15 protein-coding genes are annotated in these 12,622 nt (G+C 39.0%); 3 read left to right on the forward strand and 12 right to left on the reverse strand.

What is annotated here, in order from left to right; all coding sequences use genetic code 11:
- Window positions 1-112 precede the first annotated feature (112 nt).
- The 3 genes from dctA to NGC85_RS14835 all read right to left on the reverse strand — a co-directional run bounded on the left by dctA (window position 113) and on the right by NGC85_RS14835 (window position 3,345).
- On the reverse strand, window positions 113-1,387 hold the full coding sequence (dctA, locus tag NGC85_RS14825) for a C4-dicarboxylate transporter DctA (RefSeq protein ID WP_254732170.1): 1,275 nt from the start codon (window positions 1,385-1,387) through the stop codon (window positions 113-115).
- A gap of 133 nt (window positions 1,388-1,520) precedes the next feature.
- Entirely contained in the window at window positions 1,521-2,708 is a 1,188-nt protein-coding gene (locus tag NGC85_RS14830; RefSeq protein WP_254732172.1) for a TIGR03862 family flavoprotein, read from the reverse strand.
- A complete protein-coding gene (locus NGC85_RS14835; RefSeq protein WP_254732174.1) occupies window positions 2,701-3,345 on the reverse strand; it encodes a tRNA (guanine-N(7)-)-methyltransferase in 645 nt (214 codons plus the stop codon). The genes NGC85_RS14830 and NGC85_RS14835 overlap by 8 nt, the downstream gene beginning before the upstream one ends.
- Window positions 3,346-3,436: 91 nt before the next feature.
- On the opposite strand from NGC85_RS14835, the gene NGC85_RS14840 reads away from it, so the two are divergent.
- The gene (locus NGC85_RS14840; protein ID WP_005061152.1) at window positions 3,437-3,628 is read left to right on the forward strand and encodes a DNA gyrase inhibitor YacG; all 192 of its coding nucleotides are present in this window, start codon (window positions 3,437-3,439) and stop codon (window positions 3,626-3,628) included.
- Here NGC85_RS14840 and NGC85_RS14845 read toward each other — a convergent pair.
- The 5 genes from NGC85_RS14845 to NGC85_RS14865 all read right to left on the reverse strand — a co-directional run bounded on the left by NGC85_RS14845 (window position 3,625) and on the right by NGC85_RS14865 (window position 8,047).
- Complete coding sequence (locus tag NGC85_RS14845) at window positions 3,625-4,269, reverse strand: MBL fold metallo-hydrolase (protein WP_005061149.1); 645 nt, start codon at window positions 4,267-4,269, stop codon at window positions 3,625-3,627. The two genes, NGC85_RS14840 and NGC85_RS14845, sit on opposite strands and share 4 nt — an antisense overlap.
- Before the next feature lie 29 nt (window positions 4,270-4,298).
- Window positions 4,299-5,315: a ferrochelatase gene (hemH, locus tag NGC85_RS14850; protein WP_005061146.1), complete on the reverse strand. Its 1,017-nt coding sequence runs from the start codon at window positions 5,313-5,315 to the stop codon at window positions 4,299-4,301.
- Window positions 5,316-5,384: 69 nt separating this feature from the next.
- Window positions 5,385-6,413: a DUF4062 domain-containing protein gene (locus NGC85_RS14855; protein ID WP_005061143.1), complete on the reverse strand. Its 1,029-nt coding sequence runs from the start codon at window positions 6,411-6,413 to the stop codon at window positions 5,385-5,387.
- Window positions 6,414-6,519: 106 nt separating this feature from the next.
- Window positions 6,520-7,392, reverse strand: a complete 873-nt coding sequence (murI, locus tag NGC85_RS14860) for a glutamate racemase (protein WP_005051139.1) — start codon at window positions 7,390-7,392, stop codon at window positions 6,520-6,522.
- Window positions 7,393-7,435: 43 nt separating this feature from the next.
- Window positions 7,436-8,047, reverse strand: coding sequence for a DUF1285 domain-containing protein (locus NGC85_RS14865; protein ID WP_005051137.1), 612 nt, complete (start codon window positions 8,045-8,047; stop codon window positions 7,436-7,438).
- A 10-nt stretch (window positions 8,048-8,057) separates the two neighbouring features.
- On the opposite strand from NGC85_RS14865, the gene NGC85_RS14870 reads away from it, so the two are divergent.
- Complete coding sequence (locus NGC85_RS14870) at window positions 8,058-8,216, forward strand: hypothetical protein (RefSeq protein WP_155757327.1); 159 nt, start codon at window positions 8,058-8,060, stop codon at window positions 8,214-8,216.
- Window positions 8,217-8,234: 18 nt separating this feature from the next.
- Window positions 8,235-9,947, forward strand: coding sequence for an electron transfer flavoprotein-ubiquinone oxidoreductase (locus NGC85_RS14875; RefSeq protein ID WP_254732176.1), 1,713 nt, complete (start codon window positions 8,235-8,237; stop codon window positions 9,945-9,947).
- Window positions 9,948-10,133: 186 nt separating this feature from the next.
- Here NGC85_RS14875 and NGC85_RS14880 read toward each other — a convergent pair whose 3' ends face one another.
- Genes NGC85_RS14880 through NGC85_RS14895 form a run of 4 tightly spaced genes read right to left on the reverse strand, consistent with a single transcriptional unit; the run spans window position 10,134 to window position 12,560 of the window.
- Window positions 10,134-10,331: a zf-HC2 domain-containing protein gene (locus tag NGC85_RS14880; RefSeq protein WP_254732178.1), complete on the reverse strand. Its 198-nt coding sequence runs from the start codon at window positions 10,329-10,331 to the stop codon at window positions 10,134-10,136.
- A complete protein-coding gene (locus NGC85_RS14885) occupies window positions 10,325-10,948 on the reverse strand; it encodes an RNA polymerase factor sigma-70 (RefSeq protein WP_254805616.1) in 624 nt (207 codons plus the stop codon). The genes NGC85_RS14880 and NGC85_RS14885 overlap by 7 nt, the downstream gene beginning before the upstream one ends.
- 3 nt (window positions 10,949-10,951) lie before the next feature.
- Complete coding sequence (locus NGC85_RS14890) at window positions 10,952-11,695, reverse strand: DUF2063 domain-containing protein (RefSeq protein WP_254732180.1); 744 nt, start codon at window positions 11,693-11,695, stop codon at window positions 10,952-10,954.
- A 13-nt stretch (window positions 11,696-11,708) separates the two neighbouring features.
- Complete coding sequence (locus NGC85_RS14895; RefSeq protein WP_254732182.1) at window positions 11,709-12,560, reverse strand: DUF692 domain-containing protein; 852 nt, start codon at window positions 12,558-12,560, stop codon at window positions 11,709-11,711.
- Between the last annotated feature and the right edge of the window lie 62 nt (window positions 12,561-12,622).

Genomic DNA, 12,622 nt, shown 5'->3' on the forward strand with positions numbered 1-12,622 from the left:
GCGAATCCCTTTGATGAATTTTCCATTAAAAATATAGGCTAGAACTCAGCACCATGCAAATTACAAATGCATTTTTTCGAAAAACATCGATTATCTCAGATCATTATTTAAGCTAGGAATTCATTTCAACTTTTTGGTTTAATACAGCTTGGGCCCGTGCATGATCAATATCTTTTTCCCAATGCGCAATCGCAACTGTTGCCACACAATTTCCGATCAAATTGGTACAAGCACGTACAATTCCAATAAACCAATCAACGGACAATAATAAAACCAAACCAATAGTTGGAAGACTAGGAATAACAGATAAAGTCGCTGCTAAAATCACCAATGCTGAACCAGGGATACCATGTGCGCCTTTTGAAGTTACTAAAGAAACTAGTAAAATTGCCAGTAAATCATGCATTGATAAATCAATATTGCAGGCTTGTGCAATAAAGATAACCCCAAGGGTTAGATAAATAGAGAATCCATCTAGATTAAAAGAATAACCTGTCGGAATGACCAAACCCACCGTCGAATCCTTAATCCCTAAATTTTTCAATTTTTTCATTATCTGTGGTAACACCGAATCGGAGGATGCTGTTCCCAATACAATTGATAATTCTGCTTTAAAATAATTGAGAAATTTAAATATATTTAAACCTATAAATTTAAGGATTCCACCTAAAATAATCAATACAAACAAAATACAAGTCACATAAAACAATAAGACTAAATAACCCAGCTGAATCAACGAATCTAACCCGAATTTAGCAGTGGTATAGGCGACTGAACCAAATACTCCAACGGGTGCTAAACGAATGATTAATGCCATCATTTTAAAAAACACTTCAGAAAAAGCTTCAATTGCTTTACATACCCATTCTGCCAAATGTTTTGGAATCATGAGTAAGGCGACACCAAACAAAATCGCGATCAATAAAACTTGTAAAATATCACCACGGGCAAAAGCATCTACAAATGTTTTAGGAATAATATGTAGTAAAAAATCTGATCCCGAACTCATCGTATGTGCACGTTCGGTATACACATTTAAATCTTTGCCATCTAACTGAGCGATATCAATATTCATACCAACGCCAGGTTTGAAGACATATGCAATCACAATCCCCAAAACCAATGCAAAACTGGTCACGATCTCAAAATATAAAATCGTTTTTGCACCAACCTTTCCCATTTTCTTAAGGTCATTTGCGCCATACAGTCCGAGTACGACCACACAGAAAACAATTGGTGCAATTAACATCTTGATCAATGCAATAAAGCCATCGCCTAACGGCTTCAAAGCTAAAGAAAAATCGTGAAAGCTGATTCCAATGATAATACCGAGGATTAATGCAAAAATGACTTGAAGGAATAGACTGGACTTAAACTTTTGCAACATTGAACATTCATCAATTAATAAGATAAATCCCAACTTTGCAAGAAACTCGCCAAGAGATAAAAATCGCGTTATTTAAAACATGAAAAATACATTAAATTTAACAAATACTTTTAAAACATAACGTTATAGAATTCTATGCTAAATATTGATGTACTCCTGCTCCTGCTGCTCGCCCAGTTGCAAAACACGCAGTAAGTAAATATCCCCCTGTTGGTGCATCCCAATCCAGCATCTCACCACAACAAAACACATAAGGATTCGATCGCAACTGTAATTGTGGTGATAAAGCGATCTGTTTCACACCACCCGCACAGCTAATCGCTTCTTCGATTGGGCGGAATCCATCGAGTGAAATATTGAGTTGTTTAATCTGCTGTGCCATCTGTTTTGCATCAGACCATATATTTTTATCAGTGATTTCACGCAGCAAATTAATTTTGACACTGTCCAAACCAGCTTTGCGCCAAACATTGGTTAAAGATTGTTTTTTATTTGCTTGTAATTTTTTTTCTAATTGCTCAATAGTCATATCAGGCAATAAATCTAAATGTATATTCAAAGCTTGCTTTTGACTCTTCTGGTCTCTTAAATCACGCCCTAATTTATAAATCACACCACTTTCAAAACCATAGTGAGTAATCACAATATCACCATGCGTTTTGTTTTCTGCATTCACCCACGCATCAACGCGTTTAAGTGGTTGCCCAAAACAATCTTGCATAAACGGTGACCATGCTTTTAACACACCTGCATTACTGGCTTGAAACGGTTCAATCTGATGCTCAGACAACCACTGCTGCCAAGCACCATCACTACCGAGTTGCGACCACGACACAGCACCACATGCCAATATAATTGCATCATATGTCGCATTGAATTGCTGGTTTTGATTTTGAATCGTCAGTTGGTTATTACTTAAATCGATACAACGATGGCGATAGTGAAATTTAACGCCATCATCTGCCAATCGTTTTAACCAAGCACGAAGTAATGGGGCAGCTTTCATTTCAATCGGAAAAACTCGACCCGAACTCCCCACATAGGATTCAATACCCAAACCCAGCATCCAGCTTTGAATCCACTGAGCGTCCCACTGTCTTACCCAAGGATTTAACCACTCCGCATGATCATAACGTTGAATAAAGGTATCAATTAGCTCGGCATGCGAAATATTTAAACCCGTTTTTCCTGCCATCAAAAACTTACGTGCCGCAGAAGGTTTTTGTTCAAATATTTCAATTTGATAATCATATTGACTTAAGACTTCAGCGGCCATTAATCCCGCAGGACCAGCACCAATGATCGCAATACGTTTAGACATCAGATTGCTCTTGAGCGTTTTGACCTTGCAAAGGTGCAAAATCATCAAAGCGTGTCGAATAGCCGTCAGGTTTACGAATAATTAATTGCTGGCAAAGTTCACCACGTTCTAAATATTTAACTTCAAAATGTGTACGTGCAGAGTCCGTTGCTATTTTTTGCTTTTCATAAGGCAACTTCCAAAGCTGAAGCAACTGCTGTTCAGCTTCATCGATATATTCAGGAATGTTACTTGCGAGCGTAATCATGCCATTTGATTGAAGTCGAGAAAGTAGGAACTCAAAAAACGGCATATTGAGCCAACGTTGTGCAGGGTTATGTGGTTCAGGATTCGGATAAAGAATAAAAAATTGTTCTACTTGTGAAGGAAACAAGGCATGCACAACCCAAGGTAAAGCATCTGCATGAATTGGATGTAATAATTCTCTAGGTTCGAGTTGATGCTGTTTCTGCATCGCCATAAATTTTTCTTTGGTTCGTTCAATTGCGTACAACGTTTTTTGCGAATTTTGCCCTGTAAATAGCAAAGCATGTTTACCTTTTCCAGCACCAATTTCTACACAAATCGGTGTATTAGGAACGGCGATAAAATCACGAGGGGCTTGCATACGCTGCGCTTGAAATTGACGAATCGACATAATCTCATCAAACTATATAAAAATCGGCATAAGTCTAACAACTCACCTTACTTTTGCCTAATCTATTTGTTTTATGTTTTAGGAATTTTCTATGCCTCGCACTTTTCCCTGCCCTCGTTGTGGTGAAGCCAGTACTTGGGAAGACAACGCATTTCGTCCATTCTGCTCAGAGCGTTGTAAATTGATCGATCTTGGTGCTTGGGCAAGTGATGAATATAAGCTGCCTACTCAAGATGCTCCTCAAGCAGGCGATAAACGTCAAGAAGATGATTACGAAGATTAACCTGCTTTACTTGCAACGAAAGGGTTAAATTGTTTCTCATAGCCGATTGTACTGATCGGGCCATGCCCAGAGATAAATTGTGTTTCATCGGGTAAGCTAAAACATTCTCTTTTAATAGAATCTAATAGCTGCTGATGATTCCCTTTTGGGAAATCTGTACGTCCAATGGAACCCTTGAACAAAACATCGCCTGTCCATAACAAAGCATGCTTGGCATTATAGAACATGACATGACCAGGCGTATGACCAGGCGCAAAGCGAACTTCAAATTCATCTTCACCTAGTTTCAATGTTTCGCCGCCCTCAAGCCATTGATTGACTTTGACAGGTTGCGGAATAGGAAAACCATAACGCGCTGAAACTTCCTGAATCATATCCAACCAAAATTGATCTTCTTTATGTGGACCAATCACAGGTACTTTCCATGCTTCAGCAAGTTCTCCAACCGCACCTGCATGGTCAAGATGTCCATGTGTTAACCATAGCGCCTTAACGGTTAAACCTAAGTTTTCAATTTCTTTTTTCAAAACAGCGGCATCACCGCCTGCATCAATCAAAACCGCTTCTTTACTTTCACTGTCCCAAAGAATAGAACAATTTTGGGCAAATGCAGTAACGGGTACAATTTTGACTTGCAGCATAAAAACCTCTGGCGTAATAGAAAATCGATTTAACGATGGGCTAAGGTATGAGTGAGAGCGTCAAGATTAGCCTGAACCAGACTCGCAAGCAAATCAATATGTGCTTGATCACTGTTCAATGCAGGAATATAAGCGTACTCACCACCACCTGCATGCTGAAATGTCTCTTTATTCTCAATCGCTAACTCTTCCAAGGTTTCGAGACAATCTGCTGAAAATGCGGGACTGAGCACTTGAACAGATTTCACTTTTTGTTCGCCCCATTGTTGCAAAACGACATCGGTATAAGGTTTGACCCATTCTTGCTTACCAAAGCGTGACTGGAAACTCACCGCCCATTCATCTTCATTTAAATGTAAGGCTTCAGCGACGAATTGAGCGGTGATGCGACAACGATCAGCATAAGGATCGCCTTTATCTGCATAAGGCTGTGGAATACCATGAAAGGACATCAGAAGCTTTTCAGGCTTACCGTGTTGTGCTTGGTAAGTTAAAACACTATCCGCCAATGCCTGAATAAACATCGGATGCTGATAATAATCTTTAATTAAAGTAAGTCCAGGTAAATGACGTTGTGTGGGTATCCATTTGGAAAAAGCATCATAGAGTGGTGCTGTTGATGTTGCCGAATATTGTGGAAACAACGGTAAAAGAATAACGTGCTCTTGAGGATCTTTCTGAAGTTGCTCGAAAACATTATAAATACTAGGTTGACCATACGTCATCGCAGGTAAAACTGTGAGATCAAATTGATGATTCTCATCTTGTAACCGTTGTTTGACTAATCGCGTCTGTTCAAGCACGATCTCACGCATTGGAGAGTCATTTGACCAAACTGAGGCATAAGCTTCAGCAACACGTTTTGGGCGAAAGGTCAAAACGAATAAATGTAAAATCACCCACCAAATGGGTTTAGGGATTTCAATCACTCGCGAATCAGATAAAAATTGCTTTAAGAATCGACGTACTGCAGGTGCAGTCGGTGCATCTGGCGTGCCTAAATTTGCTAAAACCACGGTCACTTTGGGTTTTGGTCGAACTGACATGGATTGCTTCCGCTATAGCTGAATTTATTCAAATACTTTAGCAGTTTTATGATTTATTTTTAAATTGAATTAATGCATTGTCTTCATTTGAAAAACACGATTACTATCTAAAATATTACTTTCCAATAGCTTCTGACCTTTAGGTGTCAATTGCCATAACATGCGCTGACGATCATCACGTCCAGTCGGGATGATCCACTCATTTTGACGCATTTGTAATTTAATTTCATGTAATGCACGAATATTGATTTGCGCACGAGAAACGGCATGAGCCCTTGGCATATCTTTACGCGCATCATCCAACCCCGTTTCATTTAAATATTCATTCATACGTTTAGAAAAATATTCTTCTGGTGTTGGAATGATAAATGAAGCACCTAATACGTTGAGTAATTGCGCCCATGTCATTTTACGAAATGGCTTAACTTCTTTGAAATTACCATCTTGATAGGCATGCATACGATATTCAAATGAATATAGCTCATGCATCGAAACTTTAGCTACAGAAGAAATAGGGTCGGCTTCACGACTGCCCATCTCTGTTTCAAGTTGTTTGACTTTAGCGCGTAAGTTATCAATTTCATCTTGTAAAACTTGAGTATTTTGAGGACGTACCCAACCCACAACAGGGTAACGCTCTAACATTTGCGGCATATTTGAACGCACCGCAAGCTCTAAATCTCTCAAAGTACGATAACAAAAGACTTGGTCAACTTCGTGTTGCAGTTGCTTTCTAAACTCTTTGAATTTTTCTCTTAGTTCAGGTTTGTTGTCATGTAAATGTATTTCACGAGATTCAGGATCATCATGCATAAATACAATCACAGGTTTTTGCTTCGTCATTGCATAAATGTATTCCAAGTGCATATATCCAACACCTGAAACTGATTGTTCCCCATATTGACTACCAAGCAAAATCACCACGTAATCACAATCATCGATTTGGCGACGCGCAATTGAAGTACTTAACGGCGTTCGTTGTTCTAAACCCCACGAGAAAAAGCCCATGCCAACCAAAGTTTGAGTCAATACCGCTCGTTCTGGCTGCATTTCATTACCAGAAGTAGAGATAAAAACTTGATAGCGAGTGTCTTGCATAGGCTGACCCCAATTCACGTATCCATCATTTAAAGCAACTGAGCTAAAAAAAGATGAATAGATAACCCCAAAAAATTATTAAATATGGTTTAGTAAAGCATTTTAGCTAAACAGTTTCCAAATTTTGAATCGTCCATGTTAATTGTTCTGGCATAAGATGCTGGAGTACAGGCTTTAACTCAACAGCATTACCACCACTGACATAACATTCAATACGTGTAATATTATGACTTATTTTGTCACATAATAACCTATTTTTTATCAAAATATATGCAGTTTGTCGTGCTACCGCCTGCCCTGAATCAATTAAATTCAACTTTTCACCCGAAACCCGACCAATTGCTTCTTTTAGAAATGGATAGTGCGTACATCCAAGTACTAAAAAATCTGCCCCTTGCTTTAAAGCAGGTTCTAAAATCATGTGCAGCTCATTTAAGCATGCTTCACTCATTTCAGCGCCTGATTCAACAAAAGGCACCAACTTTAAACTGGTGATTGTTAAAACACTCACCCCAGCAGGTTCAGCAAATCTGTTCATGACATCTTTAATCAACTGACCACGAAACGTTGCAGGCGTAGCAAGTACGGCAACGACCTTACTTTGCGTTTGTAACACTGCTGGTTTTAAAGCAGGAACTAATCCCACAATTGGAAAACGTTCGCCATAATGCTCACGTAGATAATCTAAACTAAATGCAGATGCGGTATTACAGGCAACGACTGCGATTTTACACCCCTGCCGATACAGCCATTCAATTGCCTCAGCCGTAAACTGGCGAATCTCGTGATCTGAACGTGCGCCATACGGTACATGTGCAGTATCAGCATAATAAAGAATACGCTCATTGGGTAAATGCCGAGCAATTTCTTGCGCGATCGACAAACCGCCAATTCCAGAATCAAAAACCCCAATAGGTGCATCAGCAAATGCATGTGGCATCGGATTGAGTAAAATCGGCATAGGTTGAACAGCAGTCATACACACATTGGTATTGGTTTAATTACTCTTTCAAGCTTAAACCTCAGGTGCTCAAATGCAAGACCAAATCACCACTTTTTAATGTTAAAACCGTGTCACCTTGTGAATTTTCAGACAAAGAACCATAGTTCACGAGATGATAAAAACTTTGACGTTGAATTAATGCATTCATCCCGAAGCGAACATGCACATAAGGTCGCAGTTCTCCCTCGTACTCACGCATAAAAATAGGGTGCTCTTTATCGATAATCACGACATCTTGATTAATCGTCGTCAGTTGTAAGTAAAGCTGACCGTCTATTTCAATTTGATCTGCTTGGTTAACCAATAAAGGTTCATCTTCAACTTCAATTTCAATCTGTTCAACAGGCGTTTTCAGATAAAATTTATCATTCTCTTTCCATAATACTTTACTAAACAGATCAAGGAGTGCTTGTCGTTTAACCAATTGACCTTCGTGCCACCATTCTCCATTAGCTTTTATCTTCAAATCCATTTTGCCACAATGCTTTGGATGCCATTGCTCTAAAGGTGGAATTGACCTTTTGTGACTTTGCTGTACATCTTTTAAGTATTGTGCAATGTTCATTAAGTTTTTATCATCAGAAAACACGATTTTTCCTGTATTCTGTGAAGAATCATTTTCATTTATCATAGTTTATGCCTTGCTGACGAGAAAATATGACCGCTCAGCCAATTGGCGAGATCATGGTTTAAAACTATACTACCCCAAACGTTTGCAAGCACAAGAGTATGGTTTGTGTTTAGCAATTAAGAACACTCATGGCAGCACCGAATCGCAATATTACGGTTGCCACCCTTAAAAATATGAGGAGTCCTACATGGAACACATCGAACGTGAAGCGATGGAGTTTGACGTAGTGATCGTAGGTGCAGGACCTGCGGGTTTATCTGCTGCGATTAAAATTCGTCAATTAGCGATTGAAAACAACCTACCTGATCTTTCTGTATGTGTTGTTGAAAAAGGCTCTGAAGTAGGTGCGCATATCCTTTCAGGTGCTGTACTTGAGCCCCGTGCTATGAATGAACTCTTTCCGAACTGGAAAGAAGAAGGTGCGCCATTAAACGTTCCTGTAACAGATGATGAAACTTATTTCTTATTGTCTGATACTAAAGCACAAAAAATGCCATATTGGATGGTTCCTAAATCAATGCACAACGAAGGTAACTATGTTATCTCTTTAGGTAACGTTGTTCGTTGGTTAGGTCAAAAAGCTGAAGAATTAGAAGTTTCTATCTTCCCTGGTTTTGCTGCATCTGAAGTGCTTTATCACGAAGATGGTACAGTAAAAGGGATTCAAACAGGTGATATGGGGATTGGCAAAAATGGTGAGCCAACACATAACTTCACTCCTGGTTATGAGCTTCATGCTAAATACACATTATTCGCTGAAGGCTGCCGTGGTCACCTCGGTAAGCGTTTAATTGCTCAATACAATCTTGATAAAGATGCTGATCCACAACATTACGGTATCGGTATTAAAGAGCTTTGGGAAATTGATCCTGCGAAACATAAGCCAGGTCTTGTAATGCATGGTGCGGGCTGGCCGTTGTCTGAGACAGGTTCTGCTGGTGGTTGGTGGTTATATCACGCTGAAAACAACCAAGTAACTTTGGGTATGATCGTAGACTTGTCTTACGAAAATCCACATATGTATCCATTTATGGAAATGCAACGTTGGAAAACACACCCAACCATTAAGCAATTCCTTGAAGGTGGTAAACGTATTTCTTACGGCGCGCGTGCGGTTGTGAAAGGTGGTTTCAATTCTTTACCTAAACTCACTTTCCCAGGCGGCTGCTTGATCGGTGATGATGCTGGTTTCTTGAACTTCTCAAAAATCAAAGGCTCACACACTGCAATGAAGTCAGGCATGTTATGTGGCGAGGCTGTATTTGAAGCCATCGCTGCTGGTGTCGCTAAAGGTGGTGATCTTGCGATTGCACGCGTACTCGAAGGCGACGATCATTTCGCGAAAGAGTTAACAGCTTATACTGATAAATATAACAATTCTTGGTTAAAAGAAGAGTTATATCAAGCACGTAACTTTGGTCCAGCAATGCATAAGTTTGGTACTTGGTTCGGTGGTGCATTCAACTTTATCGATCAAAACATCCTTAAAGTACCATTTACACTGCACGATCTAAAACAAGACTTTGCTGCACTTAAAACAGTTGATGCATCAACATTCAAACCGAACTATCCAAAACCAGATGGCAAGTTGACTTTTGATCGTTTATCTTCTGTATTCGTATCGAATACGGTGCATGAAGAGAATCAACCAGCACACTTAAAGCTGACTGACCCATCAATTCCAGTGAATGTAAACTTACCTAAATGGGATGAGCCAGCTCAACGCTACTGCCCTGCTGGGGTTTATGAAATCATGGAAAATGATGATGGTTCTAAACGCTTCCAAATCAACGCTGCGAACTGTGTACACTGTAAAACGTGTGATATCAAAGACCCATCACAAAACATTACATGGGTAACACCTGAAGGTGGTGGTGGTCCAAACTATCCAAACATGTAATAAAACAGCCACCTTCTCTGTAAAAGCATAGCTTTTACACTTGCGGCAGGACAAAGCATTGCTTTGTTCTTCCTGCCTCAGGTGGTGGTGGTCCAAACTATCCAAACATGTAATCTTTAATTTGTGCTGAAGTTAGTTTTAGCACAAAGCAAGATAAGAAAGCTTCATGAAATATGAGGCTTTTTTTTATTTCTGAGGATCTTCATCGACATCAAATTGCTTATATGCTTTAGACAACACACTAATCGTCTTGATCTGCTTTCCAAATCGACGGCATGAACGGCACATCATCAAGTGCAGTTGTAAACCACTTTGTTCTTTCAATAACAGTTGCCGATCTTGCTGTTCAGAAAGTAACTGTGTTGCTTGGCGACAAGTCAGCATGAACAATCTCCTTCAAGTAGCCATTTATTTTCTAAACACTCTCGTAAACGTGCGCGACTTCGATACATCAAAACATTTAAATGAGAAATGGTGAGCTCTAACTTCTGGCATATTTCTTCTGAACTTAATTCAATCATCTCTCTTAACATAAAAACTTGCGCATATTTGGCGGGTAAATGATTTAAACATGCATCAAATACGATCCAAAAATCTTGTTGTTCCATCATTTCTTCAGGGCTTTGCCATGCCTGAGGTGCTTCATATTTATGCCAATGTCCAGCCTTATCAAATAATTCATCTATACTCAAATCAGATTCTTGATCATCAAAAAGCTCAGACATGGTCGTTAAGCGACTTTTTTGTCGAATTAGATCGACAATCTTATTTTTTAAAATAGCAAAAACCCAAGTTTTAAAAGCAGCACGTCCTGAAAATGATTTTAGATGTTCAAAAGCACTCGTTAATGCTTCTTGTACAACATCTTCAGCTTGCTGAAAGGATGAAAGTTGTAGCACTGCAAATTTGATCATTTGCTGTCGAAGATCATTTAAATATTCGGTATTGTGCAATTGTTGATTTAAATCATCATTATCAACCGAGGCTAGATGCATATTGATGCCTTATTTAACACAATCTTGAGGAATATATATCAATTCTAAGCGAGTCAATAAATTAGATAATGCATTGATCTGTAAATCAATCTCTTGCGCAGTTAGATCAGCTAAAGTCGAGCTAATCAGTTTACGCAGTTCACTCTCAGCCAATGGCTCTTGATTAAGTTTTTCGATCAGATACGCAAATAAAGGTGAAAGTGGTTCTACACAAACCTGATTATCGAGATTTCGCCACACCATAATTGCGCTAGGATCTTGCTCAAAGTCAGTTTGATCGAGTGTCCAGCGATAAACTGGGTATTGATAGACCAAAACCCACACTTGGGTGGTAAATTGCCATACTGAATTATGACTAATATGCCTTTCAGGAATATCTAAAGTATCCAAATACAATTCTAGCCATTCATATTGGAGTAACTCGGCTAACCACGGGTAAGTTTGTAGAACAGGATGCTGTTGGTCGCTTAAGTATTCTCTAAATTGCAGTGAAATATCATTATAGAATGGCGATTGATTCATAGATTTTTGAAAAAATTCTTCTAATAGTTGTTGCCATGTTGGCTTAGGTAAAATCGATCGTGCGACTGGATAAACTAAATCGACAAAAGAACTTACGTTATTAAATAATAACTCTCGATAAACACGCATACGTTCAGTTTCAAAGGAGGAAGGTATGGGTTGTTTAGGATCACGTATCCAATTACAAAATGCGTTTTGGGTATCTTGAAAAGAGTGGAATTTATTATTCATTTTATGATCCTCATTATTCTGCAAGACATGCTGTGTTAGAGAATGCTGGCTGAATTAAATATTGTTTTTGTATGCTTTCAATTTTCGCAAGTTCAGCTTGTAATTCTTGCCATGCCGGAATATTAAAATCACGTTCTAATAATGTTGGCTTTATACCATGTTGTTGATAAGTAAACTGCAATAATTCCCAAACTGGATCACAAACCTCTGCTCCATGCGTGTCAATCAGTAAGTGATCGCCCACTTGCTCATGACCAGCAATATGCAAATAGCGAATACGATCTCGCGGCATTTTTTTGATAAATTCATAAGGATCGGTCTGATGGTTAATGCTGTTCACATAGACATTATTTACGTCTAAAAGTAATTCACAATCTGACCTTTGAATGACTTCGGCAACAAACTCTGCTTCGCTCATTTCAGCATGTGGCATCAAATAAGTGGAAACATTTTCAAGCACCAATTTTTGCCCAAGAATATCTTGAACACGAACAATGCGTTCTGATACATATCTTGCCGCTGCTTCAGTCATCGGGATCGGCAATAAGTCATATAAATAGCCGCCGTCATTGGTATAGCTTAAATGCTCTGAATAAGTCGTGACCTGATAGCGTTTTAAAAATGTTTTTATCTGTTGAATAAATTCAATATTCAGTGGATGTGGACCACCAATCGATAAAGAAAGTCCATGACAAATCAGAGGTGCTTTTTCAGCACATTGTTCAAGCAGTTTGGCATGTCGACCACCAAAACCCATCCAGTTTTCAGGTGCAACTTCGATGAAGTCTGGATAAGTGTCCAAGTTTAAAAAGCTGTCGATAAAGTCGCGTCTTAAACCTAAGCCAACACCTGTTAAAACCGTCATGGAATATTCCTTATTGAATGATGTAGACCCGAATTACGATTGATCTACATCATTCATTGATA

The organism is Acinetobacter sp. Z1, from assembly GCF_024296945.1.
Classification (GTDB): domain Bacteria; phylum Pseudomonadota; class Gammaproteobacteria; order Pseudomonadales; family Moraxellaceae; genus Acinetobacter; species Acinetobacter beijerinckii.